A 20,870-nucleotide genomic window follows, 5' to 3' on the forward strand; every position below is an offset into this window, starting at 1 on the left:
GCGGCCCCGGGTCTCAGTCCACCTTGGCGCCAGACGCCTTGACCACTTTCTCGTACTTGGCCAGTTCACCTTTCATGAAGGCGCCGAACTGCTCGGGCGAGGTGGGCACCGGCTCGGCCATCAGGCCCGCAAAGCGGGTCTTGGTCTCGGGCGAGTTCAAGGCCGCCACAAAGGCCTGGTTCAGGCGCGCGATCACGTCCTTGGGCGTGTGCGCCGGGGCCACCAGACCCCACCAGGTGTCGATGCTGAAGCCCTTGTAGGTTTCGGCCACGGCCGGCACCTCGGGCAGCAGCGGGCTGCGCTGGGCGGTGGTCACGGCCAGGGCCTTGAGCTTGCCCGAGCGGATGTTGGGCGCTGCCGTGGCCAGGTTGTCGAAGTTGAAGTCGACCTCACCTGCCAGCAAGGCCAGTTGGGCCGGGTTGCCGCCGTTGTACGGGATGTGCAGCGCGTAGATGCCGGCCTGGGCCTTGAACATCTCGCCGGCCAGATGCCCTGCGCTGCCACTGCCGCCGCTGCCGAAATTGAGCTTGGCCGGGTTGGCCCGCGCATAGGCCACCATGTCGGCCAGGGTGTTGATCTTGAGGCGCCGTGCGGTATCGGCATTGATCACCAGCACGTTGGGCACGCGCACGATCTGGGTGATGGGGCTGAAATCACGCAACGCATCAAACGGCATGCGGCTGTACAGCCAGGGGTTGACCGCATGGGTGGCGGTGGCTGCGATGCCAATCGTCAGCCCGTCGGGGGCTGCCTTGGCCACCTGATCGGCACCGATGTTGCCCCCCGCGCCGGGCTTGTTCTCGATGATCACGGGCCCAAGCGAATCTTTCACCCGTTCGGCCAGCACGCGGGCCGTCACGTCGATGGGCCCGCCGGGGGCGTAGGGCACGATGATGCGGATCGGGCGCCCGGCACCAGCGGTCTGGGCCAGGGCGGGCAGGGTGGAAAGCGCCGGCAGGGCGGCCAGCGGGCTGAGGAGGACGTTTCTGCGCTTCATGGGCTGATTGTCGTACGGTGAAGGCTGGGTACACAAATGCTTACATCCGTTTGCAATTCAGGCGTCATGCGCTTGAACAGCCCGGGGCGTTGTCATCCACATGGAGGTCGTCTCCATGCCAATGAAGGAAGTCATCATGAAAGTCCAAGCTCTCGTCTCCGCTGTGGTTGTTGCCCTGGCTGCCGGTGTGTCCGGTGCTGCGTTTGCCCAGGCTCCCGCTGCGGCGCCGGCTGTCGGCCCTGCACCTGCCACGGCCACCGTGAAGACCCCTTCCACCGTCACCCCGGTCGCCGAGCCCGCTGCCGCCACCCCGGCCACCCCGGCCGCCGCCGCCAAGGCCGAGCACAAGCACAAGCGCCATCACAAGCATCACAAGGATGCCGCTGCCGCGGCTCCTGCCACCCCGGCAGCACCTGCTGCGCCTGCCGCCCCCGCCATGCCGGCCGCACCAGCCAAGTAAGAAGGCCAAGTCAGCTGGCCAAGAGTCCGCCTTGCCTGAGGGGGTTCAGGCGGATGTGAAAAAGCCACCCTGATGAGTGTCAGGGTGGCTTTTTTTGTTGGAGGCCCCCATGCAAGCTCATGGCGGGCGCTTCGTGCTGGGTGATAGCGGGATTTTGTTGCCTATTTCGCATCATTTGCTGCTCAATAGGCAACAAGCTGTCGCAAGTCTGGCGGTGGTCGATCCAGCCCCATTGGGGCTTGGACCCACCCCGCTCGATCCGACTCAGGCCGCAGCGTGCTTGTCGGCTTCGCTGGTGAAGGCGTCGGCGTAGAACTCTTCGGCGGGCAGGCCACGCTGGGCGCTGTAGGCGACGCGGGCCGATTCGACCACGATGGGGGCGCCGCAGGCATAGACCTGGTGGCCCGACAGGTCGGCAAAGTCGTCCAGCACCGCCTGGTGCACAAAGCCGGTGCGGCCGCTCCAGCCGTCTTCGGGCAGGGCATCGGACACCACCGGCACGTAGCGCAGCTGAGGCATCTCGGCCGCACGGGCCAGTACCCAGTCGTGCAGGTACAGGTCTTGCGGCCGGCGGCCACCCCAGTACAGCGTGACGGCGCGGGTGCTGCCCTTGAACTGCAACTGCTCGATCAGGGCCTTGATCGGCGCAAAGCCCGTGCCCGAGGCCAGCAGCACGATGGGCTTGTCGCTGTCTTCACGCAGGTAGAAGCTGCCGAAGGGGCCTTCCACGCGCAGGATGTCCTTTTCCTTCATGGCGCCAAACACGTGATCGGTGAACTTGCCGCCGGGCATGTGGCGGATGTGCAGTTCGACGCCGGGAGCCTCGGTTTGGGTGTGCGGGGCGTTGGCCATCGAGTAGGCGCGGCGGGCGCCATCGCGCAGAATGAACTCGATGTACTGGCCGGCGTGGTAGCGGAAGGTCTCGGTGGCCGGCAGTTGCAGGCGCAGCTGCACCACATCCGCCGATTTCTTTTCAAGGGCGGCCACGCGCACCGGCATCTTCTTGATCGGAAAGGCGCTCTCGTCGGTCACCTGGCGCGACTCCAGCACCAGATCCGACTGTGGCACGGCGCAGCAGGTCAGGATGAAGCCCTGGGCCGCTTCTTCGGCGCTCAAGGCCTTGCTCTGGTGTTCGCCATGCACCACCTCGCCTTCGAGCTTCTTGCATTTGCACGAGCCACAGGCCCCGTCCTTGCACCCATAAGGCAAACCCACGCCCTGGCGGATGGCTGCGGCCAGCACGGCTTCTTCGGGGTTGGCGGTGAAGGCTCGCCCACTGGGCTGCACGGTGATGTTGAAGCTCATCTTTTCGGTATCCTCGGGGCCGTCTTTAGAAACTGGAAAGCCCCGATTTTGCCTTCAAACCAAAGCCCTCTCGGCGCCTTGCCCGCGCGGTTCCGGCGCCAACGCCTGTTGATCGTGGGCTGTGGTGACGTCGGTCAGCGCGTGGCGCGCCAGTTGCACGGGCGTGTGCGTGTGCTGGCGCTGACCTCGTCGCCCGCCCGGGTGCCCGGCCTGCGCGCCCAGGGCATCACGCCGCTGGTGGGGGATCTGGATCAGCCGGCGACCCTGCATCGCCTGGCCGGCCTGGCGCACCGGGTTCTGCACCTGGCACCACCGCCTTCGCAACCCACGGGTGAGTGGTGGCGCGACCCCCGCAGCCTGGCGCTGGCCCGCAGCCTGCGGCAACGCAGCCTGCCTCGGGCCCTGGTCTATGGCTCGACCAGTGGTGTGTATGGCGATTGCGGTGGGGCGCTGGTGGATGAGACACGCACCTTGCAGCCCACCACCCCGCGCGCCCAGCGCCGGGTGGATGCTGAACGGGTGATGCGTCACCTGGGCCACAGCCTGCGCGTGAGTGTCTTGCGCATTCCGGGCATCTATGCGCCCGACCGCGAGGGGGGCACGCCGCGCGAGCGCCTGCTGCGCGGCACACCCGTGTTGCGGCACGAAGACGATGTCTACACCAGCCACATCCATGCTGACGACCTGGCTGCGGCCTGCCAGCTCGCCTTGTGGCGGGGTCGCCCGCAGCGGCTGTACAACGTGTGCGATGACACGCGCTTGCGGATGGGCGACTACTTTGATCTGGCCGCCGACCTGTATGGCCTGCCGCGCCCGCCCCGGGTGGCCCGTGATCAGGCCCGCGAGCAATTGCCTGTGAGCCTGCTGAGTTTCATGAGCGAGTCGCGCCGGCTGCTCAATACCCGGCTCAAGCGGGAGTTGCGACTGGCGTTGCACCACCCCACCGTGAACGAGGGGCTGGCAGGCTGAAAGGCGGGCGGCCCAGCCCCAGCCAGCCTGTGGATTCAGTCGGGCCGATGGGCCTCCACCTCGGCCTTGGAGACCCGTCGGCGCAAGCGGATGTTGAGCATTTCCACCGCCACCGAGAACGCCATTGCGAAATAGATGTAGCCCTTGGGCACGTGGTGGTCAAAGCCCTCGGCGATCAGCACCACCCCCACCACGACCAGAAAGGACAGGGCCAGCATCTTGATCGTGGGGTGCTGCGACACAAAGTGGCCGATGGCGCTGGCAAACACCATCATCAGGCCCACCGAGGCCACCACGGCCGCAATCATCACGGTGACGTTGTCGACCATGCCGACGGCGGTGATGATCGAGTCGAGCGAGAACACCAGGTCGACCAGCATGATCTGCACGATCACCGAGCCGAAACTGCTGCGCCCGCCAGCACTGTCGTGATGCTCTTCACCCTCCAGGGTCTGGTGGATCTCGCCGGTGCTTTTCCAGATCAGGAACAGGCCACCTGCGATCAGGATCAGGTCGCGCCCCGAAATGTCCTGGCCCCAGGCACTGAACACCGGGGCGTTGAGCCCGATGATCCACGACAGCACCATCAGCAGGCCGATGCGCATGAACATGGCCATGAACAGGCCCAGGCGCCGGGCCCGGTCGCGCTGGGCTTCGGGCAGCCGGTCGACCAGCACCGAGATGAAGATCACGTTGTCGATGCCCAGCACCAGTTCCAGGGCCGTCAGGGTGGCAAAGGCCAGCCAGGCCTGCGGAGAGCTCAGAAGTTCCATCATGGGATGTTGTCTCGTTGCGAAAAGCCGTTTGTAGCCGGTTTCGGCACTTCTGGGCAGGCTCAGATGTAAATGACGGATGCCTGGATGGGCGGCGGACCGCAGGCGGTTGTCCATTGATACGGGTCAAGTCTGTGCAGCAGGCGGAGGTCGAAAATGACACTTTGATGACCGATGGGGCGGCCTTCGTGGTGCTGCCCCAGACAGGTTCTGAGCACGGCCACGATGTTTTCCGGAGACCCTGACATGACAGAACGCCCATCGCCCTCCCGAGCGGCTCCCGCACCGACCCCACCCACCGCTGGCGCCCAAGCCAAGTCCGGCGTCAAGGCAGGCGCTGCTGCCGCCAAACCCCGCACGGCGCGCAGCGAACGCAGCACGCGCCGTGGCGACGTGGCCCCCTCGGTGGCGCCCCGTGCGCTGGCCCGTCATGTGGCCCGCGAGGCCACCGATGCGGCCCAGCACAAGCAGCTGTCGGTGCTGAAGTCGCTGGTGGCCGGGGTGTCGGCTGAGGCCGGTGAGGCTGGTGACGTGGCCGGCACGCCCGAGCAACGCACCGCCACGCTGCGCGCCATGCTCGACGGGGTGTCCCAGGACGACCTCCAGATGCTGCTCCATGAGTTGCGTCCCAACCAGGCCCTGACCGGCGAAAAAGACACCGGCAACCCCGACGAGGAACTGGCCCGCGACTGGCGCCAGGGCGGCTATCCCTACCGACATCTGATGCGCCGCGCCAGCTACGAGCGTGAGAAATTCAAGCTTCAGGTTGAATTGCTCAAGCTGCAGGCCTGGGTCAAGGAGACCGGTCAGCGCGTGGTGATCCTGTTTGAAGGGCGCGACGCGGCCGGCAAGGGCGGCACCATCAAGCGCTTCATGGAGCACCTCAACCCCCGGGGCGCCCGGGTGGTGGCCCTGGAGAAACCCTCCGAGATCGAACGCGGCCAGTGGTACTTTCAGCGCTATGTACAGCACCTGCCCACCCGGGGCGAGATCGTGATGTTTGACCGCAGCTGGTACAACCGTGCCGGTGTCGAGCGCGTGATGGGCTTCTGCACCGATGCCGAATACACCGAGTTCATGCGCCAGGCGCCTGAGTTCGAGCGCAACCTGGTGCGCAGCGGGGTGCACCTGATCAAGTTCTGGTTCTCCGTCAGCCAGAGCGAGCAGCGCCGCCGCTTCAAAGAGCGCGAAGCCCATCCGCTCAAGCAGTGGAAGCTCAGCCCCATCGACAAAGCCTCGCTCGACAAATGGGACGACTACACGCGGGCCAAAGAGGGCATGTTCTTCGAGACCGACACCGCCGATGCCCCCTGGACGGTGATCAAGAGCGACTGCAAGAAGCGCGCGCGTCTGAACGCCATGCGCTATGTGTTGCACATGCTTCCGTATGGCAACAAAGACAGCGAGCACATCGGCAAGCTGGATCCCCTGATCGTGGGCCGCGCCCATGTGGTCTATGAGCGTGGTGAGCGCCCGGGCGGCGCCTTGCTCTGAACCGCGGGGCCTCAGACCCCCGAGCAGGGCGGGGGCCCGCATGTCGCAGAAGTGACCAGGGGGTGCCCTGGCGCCGATAGCATGGCCGACGGGTCCCCGGGCCCAACGGCCAGGGCCGGGGCGCTTGCGCAACCGCCGGGCGGCGGGCCAACGGGGGCTTGGCCTTGTCAGGGGGGCAGCCATGTTGTCTGGCAAGGCATTCATCACCGCCGAACCGGAGACAAGCCATGCCTTTTCAGCCCTCTGTCATCCAGCGCATCGCCATTGGCGACATGCTGCGCCGAGCCGCCGCCCGAACGCCGGGCAAAACCGCCCTCATCGAAGGCGAGCGCCGACTGAGCTACCGCGAGCTCGATCAGCGCTGCAACCAGTTGGCCAACCACCTGCTGGCCCGGGGCTTGAAGAAGGGCGATGCGGTGGCCACGCTCTGCCTCAACAGCATCGAGCAGGTGGTGATGGCCTTCGGCATTGCCAAGGCCGGCCTGGTCTGGGTGCCCATGAACGTGATGCTGGCGGGCGAGCAGATCCAATACATCCTGGGCCAGGTCGAGGCCCGCCTGGTGATGGCCGACGACGAGTTGCTGGCGCCAGTGCGCGGCAGCATCGAGGCCGTCTGCCCTGGCGTGCTGGTCAACCGGGTCAGCGGCCAGTCCGGCATCGCTGGCCCTTGGCTGCATGAGGCCTTGCAAGCCGCCCCGGTGAGCGAACCCGAGGTGCAGATCGAAGACCGCGATGTGGCCCAGATCATGTTCACCAGTGGCACCACGGCCCATCCCAAGGGGGTGGCCATCAGCCATCTGGCGGTGTTTGTGGCTTCGCTCAGCGGGGCGATCGAAGGGGGGATCCAACATGACGATGTGACAGGCGTGGTGATGCCGGTTTTTCACTGTGCCGAGCACTCCCTGGTGGCGGCCTTTGTGCACCTGGGGGCCACGATGGTCATCGTGCGCCGCTTCGATCCGGTGGCTTTCATGCGCACGGTGCAGCAGCACCGCCTGAGCTGGATCTTTTTGTTGCCCATGATGTACCGGGCCCTGCTGGACCACCCGCAGCGCGCCGAGTTTGACCTCAGCTCATTGCGGCTGTGCCTATACGCCATGCAACCCATGGAGCCGGCCCTGCTGCGGCGCCTGACCGAAGAGATCTGCCCGCGTTTTGCCCTGGCCAGCGGCCAGACCGAAACCTACCCCGGCACCACCTACTTCAAGCCCGAGTACCAGCTGAGCAAGCCCGGGCCTTACTGGGGTACGCCGGCGCTGATCAACGACATGGCCATCATGGACGACGAGGGGCGGCTGTCGCCCCAGGGCGAGGTGGGTGAGCTGGTGGTGCGTGGCCCCAACGTCATGAACGGCTACTACAAGAACCCCGAGGCCACGGCCGAAGCCTGCCGCCATGGCTGGCACCACACCGGCGACCTGTGTTTTTACGACCCCGATGGCCTGCTGGTGTTTGTCGACCGCAAGAAAGACATGATCAAGACCGGCGGCGAGAACGTGGCCTCGATCACCGTTGAAACCGCCTTGCTGGGCCATCCGGCCGTGGGCAACGCGGTGGTGGTGGGGCTGCCGCACGCGCATTGGACCGAGGCCGTGACCGCCTTTGTGGTGCTCAAGGCCGGTCAATCGGCCGATGCCGAGGCCGTGCTGGCCCATTGTCGGCAGCGCCTGGCGCGCCACGAGGTGCCCAAGGCGGTGGTGTTTCTGCCGGCGCTGCCCACCACGGCCACCGGCAAGATCCAGAAAAACGTGCTGCGCCAGCAATACCAGCAGCACTTTCAGGCCTGAGGCCGGCGCTGGCCGCGCTCCAGACCCAGTTCAGGGCGCCTTCAGAGCACGTTCTGGGCGCGTAACTCGGCGATGCGGGCCGTGTCCAGCCCCAGCTCGCGCAGCACCTCGTCGGTGTGCTGGCCCAGGGCTGGCGGGGCGTTGCGCAGCACGGGGGGGTTGTCGGCCAGGCGCAGGGGGCTGGCCACACCCCGGATCTGTGCAATGCCGTCGCCCGCGTCGCGCGGTAGGGTCACGGCCAGGCCACGGGCCTGCACCTGGGCATCGTCAAAGGCGCGCCCGATGTCGTTGATCGGGCCGCAGGGCACGGCCTTGTCTTCGAGCAGGGCGATCCAGTCGGCGGTGTGGCGGGTGCGGGTCAGCTCGCCCATCAGCGGGATCAGGGTTTCGCGGTGCTTCACCCGCAGGGTGTTGGTCGCAAAGCGCTCGTCCTGGGCCCACTCGGGCCGACCGGCCGCGGCGCAGAAGCGCGCAAACTGACCGTCGTTGCCAATGGCCAGCAGCATGGCGCCGTCGGCGGTCGGAAAGTCTTGGTAAGGGGCCAGGCTGGGGTGGCTGTTGCCCTGGCGCCCCGGCACCTTGCCGGTGTTGAGAAACCCCGCCGCCTGGTTGGCCAGGATGGCCATGCCCACGTCGAGCAGCGACATGTCGATGTGCTGGCCTTTGCCGGTCTGATGCCGCACGTTGAGTGCGGCCAGGATGGCGGTGGAGGCATAGATGCCGGTGAACAGGTCGGTCAGCGCCACGCCCACCCGCAGCGGGCCGCCGCCAGGCTGGTCGTCGGCGCGGCCGGTGATGCTCATCATGCCGCTCATGGCCTGGATCATCAGGTCATAGCCGGCGCGCTCGGCATAGGGCCCGTCCTGGCCGAAACCGGTCACCGAGCAATAGATCAGGCGCGGGTTCAGGGCCAGCAGGCTGGCATGGTCCAGCCCGTACTGCTGCAACCCCCCCACCTTGAAGTTCTCCACCACGATGTCGGCGCGCAGTGCCATCTCGCGGATCAGGGCCTGTCCTGCGGCGCTGGCCATGTCGATGGTCACGGATCGCTTGTTGCGGTTGCAGGCCGTGAAATAACTGGCCTGATCCGTGTCCTGCCCCGCCGCATCCTTGAGGAAGGGAGGCCCCCAGTGCCGGGTGTCATCCCCCGCCCCGGGCCGCTCCACCTTCACCACATCCGCCCCCAGATCCGCCAGGATCTGCGTGCACCAAGGCCCCGCCAGCACGCGGGACAAATCAAGAACTTTGAGACCGGCAAGGGCCCCAGGCTGGGGTGTGGGGAGTTGAGTCATGAGGCAGTTTTTGGCGATAACAGACTGAATCTCCGAGTGCCGCTCAGGCAGACATGGATGTCGGGCGATACAGAGTGCGAGGAATCAAGCGGGGGTTTGGAGAACAGGCGCTCGACATGTCGCACGGCCTTGTCTTCGACCGGCAAGCGAAGCGAAGCCCGTTCCAGGATACCGCGGAGCTGGCTCTGCCAGTCCGCAGGTATCGCCCCCTTGAGGGGGGACGGGCTACACGCAGTGAGCCCGACAGGGGTGGGTCAGTTCCCGAAAGCCGCGATCCCAGTCTGCGCACGCCCCAGGATCAGAGCATGCACGTCGTGGGTGCCTTCATAGGTGTTGACCACCTCCAGGTTCACCAGGTGGCGGGCCACACCGAATTCGTCGCTGATGCCGTTGCCGCCCATCATGTCGCGGGCCAGGCGGGCAATGTCCAGCGCCTTGCCGCACGAGTTGCGCTTGATGATCGAGGTGGTTTCGACCGCTGCCGTGCCTTCGTCCTTCATGCGGCCCAGGCGCAGGCAGCCTTGCAGGCCCAGTGCGATCTCGGTCTGCATGTCGGCCAGCTTTTTCTGGATCAGCTGGTTGGCGGCCAAGGGGCGGCCGAACTGCTTGCGGTCCAGGGTGTATTGGCGTGCGGTGTGCCAGCAGAACTCGGCGGCACCCAGGGCGCCCCAGGCGATGCCGTAACGGGCGCTGTTCAGGCAGGTGAACGGGCCCTTCAGGCCTTGTACTTCGGGGAAGGCGTTTTCTTCGGGCACGAACACGTCGTCCATCACGATTTCGCCGGTGATCGAGGCGCGCAGGCCGACCTTGCCATGGATGGCGGGGGCGCTCAGGCCCTTCATGCCTTTTTCAAGCACAAAGCCGCGGATCGGGCCCACGGCGCCGCCTTCAGACACTTCCTTGGCCCACACCACGAACACGTCGGCGATGGGGCTGTTGGAGATCCACATCTTGCTGCCCTTGAGCTTGTAGCCGCCGGCCGTCTTGTAGGCGCGGGTGGCCATGCTGCCGGGGTCGGAGCCGTGGTCGGGTTCGGTCAGGCCGAAGCAGCCGATCCACTCACCGGTGGCCAGCTTGGGCAGGTACTTCTGGCGCTGGCCTTCGGTGCCGAATTCATAGATGGGCACCATCACCAGCGAGCTTTGCACGCTGGCCATCGAGCGGTAGCCCGAGTCCACACGCTCGATCTCGCGGGCGATCAGGCCATAGGCCACGTAGTTCAGGCCCGGGCCGCCGTATTGTTCGGGGATGGTGGGGCCCAGCAGGCCCAGCTCGCCCATTTCGCGGAAGATGGCCGGGTCGGTCTTTTCGTGGCGGAAGGCTTCCAGCACGCGCGGTGCCAGCTTGTCCTGGCAGTAGGCCGCAGCGGCGTCACGGATCATGCGCTCGTCGTCGGTGAGCTGTTGGTCAAGAAGAAAGGGGTCAGCCCATTGGAAGGCGGCACGGCTCATGAGGGGTCTCCGGTCAGTGGCAGAAAAGTCAATGCTTGATGCTGTGCATCGTAGCCGGGGCCGCAGCCTTGCGCAAACGAGTATTTGACATCCAGATATTCCTTTGATGCATTTCTTGTTTCAAAAAAACCTGGAAAATGCGGCCAATCCGCTTCACAAGTTCCATAACGGCATGAAACGCAAAATCCCCTCCACCCAGGCGCTGGCCTGCTTCGAGGCCGCCGCCCGGCACGAAAGCTACACCCGTGCGGCACAAGAGCTGGCCCTGACCCAGAGCGCGGTCTCACGCCAGGTGACGGCGCTGGAGGAGTTTCTGGGCGTGGCCCTGTTCCGCCGCACCCGGCATGGTGTGGCGTTGACGCCCAGCGGCGCCAATTACTGGCGTCAGGTGTCGCGCCGGCTGCAGGGCCTGGAGCGCGACACCCTGGACGTGATGGCCCACCAGGGCCTGGGTGGGGGGCTGGTGTTGGCCGCCGTTCCCACCTTTGCCACGCGCTGGCTGATCCCCAGGCTGCCCGATCTGGCCCAGCGCCACCCTGATCTGGTGGTGCACATCGAGACCCGCACCCGCCCGTTTCTGTTTGCCGATACCGAGTTCGATGCCGCCCTGTACGCCGGTACCCCCGAGCAGGTGGCCAATTGGCCCGGGGTGCGGGCAGTGCCCCTGTTGAGCGAAGACGTGTTGCCGGTCTGCAGCCCCGCCTGGCTGCACCGCCGGGGCCTGAGCCCGGGCGGGCTCACGCCGCAGGCCCTGGCCGGCCTGCCCCTGCTGCAGCAAAGCACCCGGCCCTACGGATGGCGTCAGTGGTTTGATGCCCAGGGCACCGAGGCGCCAAGGGCCATGGAAGGGCCGCGCTACGAGCTGTTCTCGATGCTGGCGGTGGCCGCCTCGCACGGTCTGGGGGTGGCGCTGATGCCGCCGCTGCTGATTGAATCTGAGCTGGCGCGTGGCGAACTGGTGCCGGCCTGCACGGCCTCGCTGCAGGGTGAGCGAGGCTACTACCTGGTCACGCCCGCACAAGACGACCCCCCTGTGCTGACCGCTTTTCGAGACTGGTTGATGGGGCAGGTGGCTGAGGTGAAACCGCTGCAGCGTGCCGCCGTCGTGACGCGGTGAAATCTGCGTTTTTTTAGCATTTGCAGGGGCTTTGTTCATCCGCGGCTGACCGCTTTCCGTTAGGCTTTTGAGCTTTGCCTGAACCGCTTGCCAAGGACGCTGCCTTGAACCCGAATTGCTCCGAAGTCCCCCTGACCTCTGTCTTGTTGCGTCGCCGTCTGTTGGGGCTGACGGTGGCTTTGCTGGCGGCGCCAGCCCTGGCGACCCCGCAAAAAACCAAAGCCCATGCGGCCCCGGCCGGCAAGGCCGCGGCAGGCAAGGGCAAGGCGGCTCCGGTGCACGGCGGGCGATCTGCGGCATCCGCGGCGTCGTCGACCCCGGCGCCCCGCATCGTGCAGCGTGAACCGGCCCTGGTGCCACGCCTGACCTCGGCCGCACCCGAAGGGCCGCATTACCTTGATGCCTCGGCCCTGATGCGTGCCGACATCAGCGAGGGGCTGCCCGGCGTGCCGATGGAGCTGCGTTTCGTGGTGGTCGACCAGACCGCCATGCCCTTTGCCGGGGCCCTGGTCGAGGTCTGGCATTGCGACGCGCAGGGCGTGTACTCCGGCTTTGCGGGGCAGGGCGACAACGGCGACATCGATGCCCGCGGGCGCAGTTTTCTGCGCGGCCGCCAGGCCACCGACCGCAATGGCGTGGCGGCCTTTCGCACCATTTACCCCGGTTGGCATGCCGGGCGCACCGCACACATCCATTTCAAGGTCTGGAACGGCGAGCGCTGTGTGTTGACCTCGCAGCTTTTTCTGCCCGATGCCTTGAGCGAGTACCTCTTCAGCCAGCAGGAGGCTTACTTGCGCACCCGCCTGCGCGACACACTCAACAGCACCGATGCGGTGGCCCTGCAGGCCGGCAACAGCGTGGTGGGCTCGGTGCGCGAGGAGCGTGAGCAATACGTGCTGACCTTGGCCGTGGCGGTGGACCGATCGGGCCGTCCTGCCGGGGAGGCCGCCGACATGGCTGCGCCGGGGGCGCCTGCCAACGCCCTGCGCCTGGACCTCGACAGCCCCGAGCGCCGCCAGGCCCTGGTGCCGGGCCTGCGCCGCTGAGTTGGGCCGAACTATCCCCGCCCAAGCTGGACAACATTGTGGACAAGCCGTGGGGCGAGCGGGGAGGGCCTGCACAAGCCCTTGATTTCATTGGGAAAGCCTTGCGTTGCTCAAAAATTGAGCAGGTGGATGATTCAGGCCGGGTGAGCGCCTGAAACCACGCTGAAACACGGCCTTTCAGGCCCTGTTGTGCCTGCCAAGGCCGCTTGATCACACCCGCTGCCGGATTGGGATGCGGGCCTGGCCGTGCGGCATCGCTTTGTCCCTGCGAAACGAGGAGAACCCTGTGGACAAGCCGTGGGGGGACCCCTATCAAGTGGGCTAAGTGCTTGATTTCAAAGGGCTGTTCTTGCGCTGCTTAAAAAATGGGCAGTATCGACACCCTCGGCAGTAGGGGCTGGTGCCTGTTCGACCCGGGCGGGCCCATCTGGGCCCCATGGGTTCGAGGGCGGCCCCACCAGAAGGTGCGAGCCCATGCAAAAAGCCCTCGGGCACAGGGCGCACGAGGGCTTTTGGGGCCTGGGGCAGGGGCCTGCTCCCAGTGGCTCAGAGAAAAGAGGCCTCAGCCGCCCTTCTTGGAGCGCTTGCCAGGGTTCTTCTTGCTGCGGGTGGCCACGCCACGCTCCAGGCTCACGCGTTGGCCGCGGCCACCGGTGGGGTTGGGCATGCCCGGCAGGGGGGTCGGGGCGGGAGTGCGCTTGCGATCAGCTTCGGTGACGATTTTGTTGCCCATGGCGTTCTTCTGTACAAAAGGTTGAAACCCCCTATTAGGCCACAGGTCGAAAGTCCCTCGCTGAAACTCTGGCCCGGGCCGAAGGGTGGCTTGATGCGCAGGTGACCTGGCTCATGGGGCAGGCTCACTAGAATCGCGCTGCCCGCGGGCCCCTGGCCTGCTGTTTTCTCCAGCCAACAGAGGTGCCGATTTGCCCTTGCCCGAACCCAGCCCACGCCGCCCCTCGCACACCCGCGAGGTTCGTTATGAGGCTTTCCAGCGTGACGATGGCCTGTGGGACATCGAAGGCGAAATGCGTGACACCAAGAGCGAGGTGTTCGACATCCCGGGCGAAGGCCTGTGGCAGCCTGGCGAGGCCATTCACCACATGCACATCCGCCTGACGCTGGACACCACTTTCGTGGTTCAAGACATCCACGTGGCCATGGACAGCGTGCCGCACGGCGAATGCCCGTCGGCCCAGGCCACCATGCGCCGCATGGTGGGGTGTTCGTTGTCGGGGGGCTGGCGCCAGACCATTGAGCGCCAGCTGGGCGGCGTGCAGGGCTGTGCCCATCTGCGCGAGCTGCTCTTCAACATGGCCACGGTGGCCTTCCAGGCCCTGCCCAATGCGTTTTCGGGCGATGCCCAGCGCCCACCGCTGCACCTGGGGCGCTGCAAGGCCTGGGACTTTGACGGGCCGCTGGTGCAAAAGCACCATCCCGTGTTTTTTGGCTACCAGCCCAAGCCCAAGAAGCCGGCGCCGCCCCAGGCCTGAGGGGGGCCGGCGCGGTGCTGGCCCGGCTCAGGCCGCTTCGGAACGCAATCCCTTGAGGCGCTCGATCTCGGCCTTGAGTGCGCTGTTCTCGGTCGTCAGCTCCACGATGGTCTGGCGCAGGCGTGCAATCACCCCTTCAGGGGTTTCGGGCTCTGTGCGTTCCACCGCCTTGGCAGCACGCACCTTGCGGGCGGCCTGCTGCAATTCCTTCTTGCCGCCGGCTGCTGCGGCCACCTGCTCTTCGACCGGCAGGGTGGCCACGGTGGCGGCCGCATTGATCGAGATGGTGCCCGATTTGACCGCGGCCACCAGCTCGGGGGCGGCGGCCTTCTGGATCTTCTCGATCTGAACCATGGTGGCATTGCTCACGCGGGCTGCGCGGGCCAGGGCCTCGCGCGTGAGGGCCGCATCGGTCTCGACCGGGGGGGCGGCGCTGGCCGTTGCAGGGGTGGCCGGGGCTGCCGCGGCATCGCCCTCCCAGGGCGGGGTGTCTGTGCCTGCGCCGGACTCGGGGGCGGGCTGATGGGCGATGGGGTCGCTTGAGGCGGCTGCGGCTGCGCTTGCTGCGGGGGCCGCAGGGGCGGTCTCGCGGCCGGCGATGATTTCTTTTTTGCGCAAGGCCAGCACGCCACGCTGAAAGTCGCTCAGGCTGCGGCGGCCCAGGTGCTGGTCGATCATCCACAGGCGCACGTCGTCCATGGATTTGAACTGGGTGTTCTGCACCGTGTTGAAGGCAATGCCGTGCTTCTGGCAGATGCCGTAGCGGTTGTGGCCGTCCACCAGCACATCGCCCCACAGCACCAGGGCATCGCGGCAGCCTTCGGCCAGGATGCTGCGCTCCAGCGCGGCGTGTTCGTCGGGGGTGAGGGGGTCGATGTAGGCCAGCAGTTCTTCGTTGACGATGATGTCCATGGCGGTCAATAGCTTCGCGTGAGGCGCGCCGTCGGGCGGCGCGGGGGGAGGGTGATGGGTTGGGGCCACCGGCGGCGGCCTGTTCAGGCCAGCCGTCTTGATCAGCGGCCAGGGCCTGCTCAACAGCGCCGCTGTTGGCGGCCTGACCGGGGGCGTCGGCGGGGTGCGGAGTATAGCCGCCAGGCACCGGCCCGCTGGCCCGGCCTGACGCCGACCGCGCATCGATGGCGCCAGATGGCCGGTGGCGCCGTTGTCAACCTTCTGCTGGGGGCTTGCGCGGGTTTTCCCTAGGATGTAAACTCAAGCCTTGTCTCCCGGTCAACCCTGTTGATCGTTCATCCTCAAGGCCCAAAACCTTGGGGATTTTTTCTTTCTGGGGCGGCTTCAACCCATCGAAGCCTATCTGCCAGGGCTTGGCCAGGCTTTTCAGCTCACGTGGCCCTTGCTGCACCGCCCAGGCCTTCCATGCCGTCTGTGCCGTCAATCCCCCATTTGGATGCACCGGCCCCACTTTCATGCTGGGCGCCACAGGTTCATTGTTTCGCTGTTACAGGTTGCGCGGTCAACGCTACATTGGGCCGATGTCTGTTTGCCGCCCTGCCACGCCGTGATTCGCTTCGACCTGCCCACTGTGATTGCCTATGCGGGTGTCATGAGTTGCATGATGGGTTTGATCCTGGGTTTCATCGGCCGGGATCGCACGGCCGCCATCAAGGGCTTGAATTTCTGGGCCGCCGCCACCCTGGTGGCGGGGCTGGGCACCCTGACCCGCATCCTGTTGCGCAACTTCACCTCCGATGCGGTGGCCATTGGCGCGCAGAACGTGTGCTTGATTTTGACGGCCGCCCTGTTTCTGGCGGGCACCTGCGAGTTTTTTGATCGCGCCTTGCCGCGGCGATTTCTGTGGTGGCTGGTGGCGGTGGCTGCCACGGCCATGGTGGTTTTTGCCGGCTATGACGACGGGCCGATCCACCGGCGCATCTTTGCCAGGGCCGTGCTGGTGGCCCTTTTCGCCTACCACGCCTGGGTGATTTACCGGCAGGAAAAGACCTTTGCCCGCTACCTGACCCTGGCCACCATGGTCTCGCTGGTGCTGCTGATCTCGGTCCGCGCCGTGGTGGGCTATTGGGCCCCGGATGGCGATGGGGTCGACTCCATCGAGCTCATGCAGGTGGTGTATGCCGTGGGCTTTTCATCGGCCGACGTGCTGATCCCCGTCTGTGCCATTTTGATGACCCATGAAAACATCCGGCTGATGTTGGAGGACATGGCCCTGCGCGACAGCCTGACCGGCACCCTGAACCGCCGCGCCTTGTTTCAGCTGGGCGACAGTGCGCTGGCGGGTTGCCTGCGCCGCGGCCAGCCGTTGTCGGTGCTGCTGCTGGACCTGGACCACTTCAAGCAGATCAATGACCTGCAAGGCCACCATGTGGGCGACCTGGTGCTGAAAGAATTTGCCGACCGGGTCCAGGGCATTCTGCGGCGCCCGGCCTTGCTGGCGCGCTACGGGGGCGACGAGTTTGTGGTGGTGCTGCCCGGCACCACGGCCGAAGACGCCGAACAGGTGGCCGAGCGCATCAGAAACGGCCCGGCCGTGTGGCGGGAGGTCCCCAGTTGCCACGTCAGCATCGGGGTTGCCAGCTTGGTGCAGGGGCACCACGAAACGCTGGCCGCGCTGATTCAGCGCGCCGACAAGGGGCTTTACCGCGCCAAGAACGCGGGGCGCAACCGGGTCGAGATGATTGGGGTTTAAGGCCGGTGAAATCAGTTCAGCAGCGCGTGCCGGCTGCCCGATGGGTCGAGCCGGAAGCGGGCCACCACCTGGTTGAGGCGCTGGGCCTGGTCACTCAGGCTGTGGGCGGCGGCCGTTGATTGCTCAACCAGCGCGGCGTTCTGCTGGGTCATCTGATCCAGCTGCGACACGGCGGTGTTGACCTGGTCGATGCCCTGGCTTTGCTCGGCGGTGGTGGTGGTGATGTCGCGCATCATCAGGGTCACCCGCTCGATGCTGTTGACGATGTCGTTCATGGTCTGGCCGGCATCACCCACCTGGCGGGCACCGGTTTCCACGTTCTCGACGCTGGAGCCGATCAGCGCCTTGATCTCGCGGGCCGCCTGGGCCGAACGCTGCGCCAGCGAGCGCACCTCGCCGGCCACCACGGCAAAGCCCCGCCCCTGCTCGCCAGCACGGGCTGCTTCAACCGCGGCGTTCAAGGCCAGGATGTTGGTCTGGAAGGCGATGCCGTCGATCACGCCGATGATGTCGGCAATCTTTTTGGAGCTGCCATTGATCTGGTCCATGGTGCGAACCACCTCGGACACCACATTGCCACCGCGCTGGGCCACCTGGGCGGCCGAGCCCGCCAGGTTGGCGGCCTGCGAAGCGGCGGCCGCGCTCTGGTGCACCGTGCTGGTCAGTTGCTCCATGGCACTGGCGGTTTGCTGCAGGTTGCTGGCGGTCTGCTCGGTGCGTGCACTCAGGTCCTGGTTGCCCGAGGCGATCTCGCTGCTGGCCGTGGAAATGCTGTTGACCACCCCGTGCACTTCGCGCAGCGCCTGCTGCAGCGCCGAACGCATGCGGTCAATTGCCTGCAGCAACTGGCCCGTTTCGTCGCCGCTGTAGCTGGCCTGGGGCTGGCCCGTCAGGTCCATGTCGGCAATCTGGTGGGCAATCGCCTGCGCCTTGCGCAGCGGGCCGGTGATGCTGCGGGCCAGGTACCACGCCAGGGCCACGCCCAACACCAGTCCCAGGGCCGTGCACAACATCAGCAGGGTGCTGGTCTGCGTGCGCAAGGCCTCGCTGCGTTGGGCCGAATCGTCCAGCCGCTTGCGCTGGCGGTCGGCCACTTCTTGCACCGAGGCCAGGTACTGGCGCGACGTGGGCTCGAACACCTCGTTGAAGGCGCGGGCAGCAGCGTCAGCATCGCCTGATTTCTTGTGCTTGCTGACCTCTTCACGCGCGCTGAGGTAGGTTTTGCGCAGCTGGGCCACCTTGTCGATCAGTTGCTTGTCGTCGGGGGCGGTCATCTGGGCTTCGACCTGCTTTTGCAGGTCATTTGTCAGGCGGATCGACTCGGCCGTGGCTGGCGCAAAGTACTCGATCAAGGCCGCATCGCCACTCTTGGCAATGGCCGCCGCCCGCTGGATGCCGGCCGTGGTGTGGCGCAGCCAGTCAGACGTGGCCCGCTCGGTCTTGAGGTTGACGGTCAGCATCGCCTCAGACACCTCGCCCATCTCTTTGAGCTTGATCACAGCCACCAGGCTGCTCAGCAGCGACAGGGCCAGGATCAGCCCCAAAACCAGCGCCAGGCGCTTTCCAATCGAGAGTTGTGTGAGGGACATGATGGCAATCGGTAACAAGCGGGGTTCAGAATGAACGCTTGAATGTGCCATAAACCGGTGCAAGAGCGTGCACCTTGTGGGTGCAGTGCAGCATCGAATTCGTTGGCAGTGGGGCAAACCCGACCTCGCTTTGTCGCCTATTTGTCTATTGACGTCGGTGTGGCCTGCGGGCTGGGGTGCCAGTCGTGTAGGGCGCGGCGATGAACGCTAGCATCGGCGCCATGCAACGCAGACACTTCTTGGCCCTTCAGGTGGGCGCCCTATCAGGAATGGCCATGGCAAACACGCCCCTCGACAAGATCCAATCACTCAGCGACGCCCTGCGCTGGCTGGACCAACTGGACCAGGCCCGCAGCGTGAGCAGCAGCACCGACTGGAAGATGCTGGCCGTCTTCGAGCACCTGGCCCAAAGCATCGAGTTCAGCCTGGACGGCTTTCCTGAGCCCAAGAGTGCGCTGTTTCAGCAGACCGCGGGCACCTTGGCCTTTTCGTTCTTCAAGTGGCGCGGCCACATGAGCCATGGCCTGACCGAGCCCATCCCCGGCGCGCCCGCACTCACCCAGCAAGAGGCCTGGAAACCCGGCGCCCTGCGCCTGCGCGCCGCGATCGCCCGCTTTCAGTCCCATACCGGGCCGCTGCAACCCCACTTTGCCTACGGCGCCCTGAGCCGCACCGACTACGCCCTGGCCCACACCTTTCACATTGCCAACCACCAAGATGCGATCGTGGTGGCCTGAGTCCAGAACCGTCGATCATGACGTCAGAACCCTGACAAGTGCATGTCGGCAGCCGCAGTGATGCGTCTGCGCCACGCCTCAAGCCAGGACCTGGACCGGCGCCCAGCCAGAAGTTAGGCTGGGGGCATGCAAACACGGCAAGCTCGCGACGAAGCGCCGCCCTCCCGGCGCCAGATCAAACGACAGGCCCAGCGCCAAGCAGCGCTGCCCCCGCCCCGGGACTACCCAGAGCGGGATGTGGCGCCCTGGAAACCCTTGGGGTGATGGCACCCCGTAATCAAGCCCGACGCTCTCTGAGGCCGGCTCTTAGCCATGCCAGGCCCATGGCCACAGTCAGTGCCACCAATGCCAACCAAGACATGGACGGTACCGGTTGCGGTTGCGCCTGATCGGGCACCAGCCGAAGAACTTGCAGTTCGTCGATGCTCGCAGTCGCTCGTGAATAGATCGAGATGCGATCGAAGGCTGGCGCCAAGCCAGCATACTCGGCCGAAGGGGCTGGAGGATTGGTGTAATCGAACCCCGCCATACTGGGCAACACCCATAGTCGAGTCGTGTTGGCCGTGTAGTCAATTCTTAAGATCACGGCGCTGAGAGTCGCCAGACTGACGGAGCTGCACGAAGCAGTGATGGGTTGCAGCGACGTATCCAAAATCGCGTAGACCGCGCTTCCGCAGCCCCCATTGTTGCCAACCCCGCCACTCAAACTTCCGCTGGCTACCAAGCGAATCGTTGGTGTGCCTCCGCCCGACTGAGTGTCAAATTGAGACAGAAACCTGATGAACACCACGCCTGAGTTTTGCAGCGGCAGAGTGCGTGCTGCATCGTTGAGCAGTGTGTTCGAGACGAAAATCATCTTGCCACCAGTGCTGGTCACACCGGGAACGGACAAGCTGCTGCCATCTACAAAAAAATCAGTGAACGAAGGACTGTCGGAGACCCAGGCACCACTCCATCCGGAGCCGCCATTGTTTCCTACCAGAGATGTGCCGTTGACGTACGAGAAGGTGTCTTCTGCAACCAAGGTGGTGGAGGCGGCAACAGCCCGGTTTTGCAAAGCGAAGACCATCATGAAGGCCCACAAACATCGAAAGGCACGACTGCGAAAAAGATCAATGATTGAAATACCGAGTGGGGTCTTCATGGAGAGGTTGTCAGGCTGTGGCGAATGGGCTGGTGTGTCTCGCGGGAGCATATCGTATGCAGGGTATCTCGGAGTTGACGCAAGCGGGTGTTGGGAGTTTTTCAATTGCATGCAGGTCCTTGCTACGCTGCAGCAGATCGGCATGGGCCTGGCTCGTCGGCCGTGCTGCGTGAGTTGGTCAACTGGGCGTGGCCCTGGTTTCCGTGTCCACCAGCGGCAGGGCCAGGGCCTCATTGATCAGGTGTGACAGGGCGCAGGTCTTGGCGCTGCGGTGCCACGTCGTTGCAGGCACCGGCCTTGGTCGGGCTCAACAGCTTCTCCCGGCCCACATTGGCCGCCAAAACTGCTTCAGCTTGGCCATCTCGTCTCAAACCTCGACTGCCCAGGATGAAGCTTCTCGGACCTGTCTGCCGATAGGGCAGGGCTGCGAAATTAGGGGGGTGACTGGTCGTCGGAGTCGATGCCAGGGGCTGAGGCGTGCGTGGGCGCACAAGCCGAGCTAGCCATGAAAGGCCTCCCAAGGTTGCGTTTTGCTAAAACCACCGCCTTCGACG

The 20,870-nt window shown here is 65.6% G+C and carries 19 protein-coding genes; 9 read left to right on the forward strand and 10 right to left on the reverse strand.

Features of this window, described 5'->3' with window-relative positions; genetic code table 11:
• Positions 1 to 13: 13 nt before the first annotated feature.
• Positions 14 to 997, reverse strand: a complete 984-nt coding sequence (locus AC3WUT_RS15520; protein WP_492347978.1) for a Bug family tripartite tricarboxylate transporter substrate binding protein — start codon at positions 995 to 997, stop codon at positions 14 to 16.
• A 136-nt stretch (positions 998 to 1,133) separates the two neighbouring features.
• On the opposite strand from AC3WUT_RS15520, the gene AC3WUT_RS15525 reads away from it, so the two are divergent.
• Positions 1,134 to 1,457 carry a hypothetical protein gene (locus AC3WUT_RS15525; RefSeq protein ID WP_492347979.1) on the forward strand — a complete coding sequence of 108 codons (324 nt, stop codon included), beginning with the start codon at positions 1,134 to 1,136 and terminating at the stop codon, positions 1,455 to 1,457.
• Positions 1,458 to 1,721: 264 nt separating this feature from the next.
• Here AC3WUT_RS15525 and AC3WUT_RS15530 read toward each other — a convergent pair whose 3' ends face one another.
• Positions 1,722 to 2,762, reverse strand: a complete 1,041-nt coding sequence (locus AC3WUT_RS15530) for a CDP-6-deoxy-delta-3,4-glucoseen reductase (RefSeq protein WP_492347980.1) — start codon at positions 2,760 to 2,762, stop codon at positions 1,722 to 1,724.
• A 48-nt stretch (positions 2,763 to 2,810) separates the two neighbouring features.
• On the opposite strand from AC3WUT_RS15530, the gene AC3WUT_RS15535 reads away from it, so the two are divergent.
• On the forward strand, positions 2,811 to 3,731 hold the full coding sequence (locus AC3WUT_RS15535) for an SDR family oxidoreductase (protein ID WP_492347981.1): 921 nt from the start codon (positions 2,811 to 2,813) through the stop codon (positions 3,729 to 3,731).
• Between the two features lie 35 nt (positions 3,732 to 3,766).
• Here the strand turns inward: AC3WUT_RS15535 and AC3WUT_RS15540 are convergent, their stop codons facing one another.
• A complete protein-coding gene (locus AC3WUT_RS15540) occupies positions 3,767 to 4,507 on the reverse strand; it encodes a TerC family protein (protein ID WP_492347982.1) in 741 nt (246 codons plus the stop codon).
• A 243-nt stretch (positions 4,508 to 4,750) separates the two neighbouring features.
• Between AC3WUT_RS15540 and ppk2 the strand changes: the two genes are divergently transcribed.
• Both ppk2 and AC3WUT_RS15550 read left to right on the forward strand, forming a co-directional pair.
• Entirely contained in the window at positions 4,751 to 5,998 is a 1,248-nt protein-coding gene (gene ppk2, locus AC3WUT_RS15545) for a polyphosphate kinase 2 (RefSeq protein WP_492347983.1), read from the forward strand.
• Between the two features lie 227 nt (positions 5,999 to 6,225).
• Positions 6,226 to 7,785: an AMP-binding protein gene (locus tag AC3WUT_RS15550; RefSeq protein ID WP_492347984.1), complete on the forward strand. Its 1,560-nt coding sequence runs from the start codon at positions 6,226 to 6,228 to the stop codon at positions 7,783 to 7,785.
• Between the two features lie 41 nt (positions 7,786 to 7,826).
• On the opposite strand, the gene AC3WUT_RS15555 is transcribed toward AC3WUT_RS15550, so the two are convergent.
• Together AC3WUT_RS15555 and AC3WUT_RS15560 are read right to left on the reverse strand one after the other, a co-directional pair.
• On the reverse strand, positions 7,827 to 9,077 hold the full coding sequence (locus AC3WUT_RS15555) for a CaiB/BaiF CoA transferase family protein (RefSeq protein WP_492347985.1): 1,251 nt from the start codon (positions 9,075 to 9,077) through the stop codon (positions 7,827 to 7,829).
• Between the two features lie 254 nt (positions 9,078 to 9,331).
• A complete protein-coding gene (locus AC3WUT_RS15560; protein WP_019574607.1) occupies positions 9,332 to 10,528 on the reverse strand; it encodes an acyl-CoA dehydrogenase in 1,197 nt (398 codons plus the stop codon).
• 172 nt (positions 10,529 to 10,700) lie between these two features.
• Here AC3WUT_RS15560 and AC3WUT_RS15565 point away from each other — a divergent pair, with 172 nt between their 5' ends.
• Positions 10,701 to 11,645 (forward strand): LysR substrate-binding domain-containing protein, encoded by a 945-nt coding sequence (locus tag AC3WUT_RS15565; RefSeq protein WP_492347986.1) that lies wholly within the window; start codon positions 10,701 to 10,703, stop codon positions 11,643 to 11,645.
• 104 nt (positions 11,646 to 11,749) lie between these two features.
• Positions 11,750 to 12,691: a dioxygenase family protein gene (locus tag AC3WUT_RS15570; protein WP_492347987.1), complete on the forward strand. Its 942-nt coding sequence runs from the start codon at positions 11,750 to 11,752 to the stop codon at positions 12,689 to 12,691.
• Positions 12,692 to 13,253: 562 nt separating this feature from the next.
• Here the strand turns inward: AC3WUT_RS15570 and AC3WUT_RS15575 are convergent.
• Entirely contained in the window at positions 13,254 to 13,424 is a 171-nt protein-coding gene (locus AC3WUT_RS15575) for a hypothetical protein (protein ID WP_169737782.1), read from the reverse strand.
• A gap of 196 nt (positions 13,425 to 13,620) precedes the next feature.
• Here AC3WUT_RS15575 and AC3WUT_RS15580 point away from each other — a divergent pair, with 196 nt between their 5' ends.
• Positions 13,621 to 14,181 carry a DUF2889 domain-containing protein gene (locus tag AC3WUT_RS15580; protein WP_492347988.1) on the forward strand — a complete coding sequence of 187 codons (561 nt, stop codon included), beginning with the start codon at positions 13,621 to 13,623 and terminating at the stop codon, positions 14,179 to 14,181.
• A gap of 27 nt (positions 14,182 to 14,208) precedes the next feature.
• Here AC3WUT_RS15580 and AC3WUT_RS15585 read toward each other — a convergent pair whose 3' ends face one another.
• Positions 14,209 to 15,093, reverse strand: a complete 885-nt coding sequence (locus tag AC3WUT_RS15585; RefSeq protein WP_492347989.1) for a ParB N-terminal domain-containing protein — start codon at positions 15,091 to 15,093, stop codon at positions 14,209 to 14,211.
• A 253-nt stretch (positions 15,094 to 15,346) separates the two neighbouring features.
• On the reverse strand, positions 15,347 to 15,610 hold the full coding sequence (locus tag AC3WUT_RS15590) for a hypothetical protein (RefSeq protein ID WP_492347990.1): 264 nt from the start codon (positions 15,608 to 15,610) through the stop codon (positions 15,347 to 15,349).
• A gap of 90 nt (positions 15,611 to 15,700) precedes the next feature.
• Here AC3WUT_RS15590 and AC3WUT_RS15595 point away from each other — a divergent pair, with 90 nt between their 5' ends.
• Positions 15,701 to 16,846, forward strand: a complete 1,146-nt coding sequence (locus tag AC3WUT_RS15595; protein ID WP_492347991.1) for a GGDEF domain-containing protein — start codon at positions 15,701 to 15,703, stop codon at positions 16,844 to 16,846.
• Positions 16,847 to 16,857: 11 nt separating this feature from the next.
• On the opposite strand, the gene AC3WUT_RS15600 is transcribed toward AC3WUT_RS15595, so the two are convergent.
• Entirely contained in the window at positions 16,858 to 18,435 is a 1,578-nt protein-coding gene (locus AC3WUT_RS15600) for a methyl-accepting chemotaxis protein (protein ID WP_492347992.1), read from the reverse strand.
• 275 nt (positions 18,436 to 18,710) lie between these two features.
• Here AC3WUT_RS15600 and AC3WUT_RS15605 point away from each other — a divergent pair, with 275 nt between their 5' ends.
• Positions 18,711 to 19,172, forward strand: a complete 462-nt coding sequence (locus AC3WUT_RS15605) for a DUF1569 domain-containing protein (RefSeq protein ID WP_492347993.1) — start codon at positions 18,711 to 18,713, stop codon at positions 19,170 to 19,172.
• 277 nt (positions 19,173 to 19,449) lie between these two features.
• Here the strand turns inward: AC3WUT_RS15605 and AC3WUT_RS15610 are convergent, their stop codons facing one another.
• Complete coding sequence (locus AC3WUT_RS15610; RefSeq protein ID WP_492347994.1) at positions 19,450 to 20,316, reverse strand: hypothetical protein; 867 nt, start codon at positions 20,314 to 20,316, stop codon at positions 19,450 to 19,452.
• Between the last annotated feature and the right edge of the window lie 554 nt (positions 20,317 to 20,870).

This window comes from Curvibacter sp. EU05-FHT14A10, assembly GCF_058791075.1.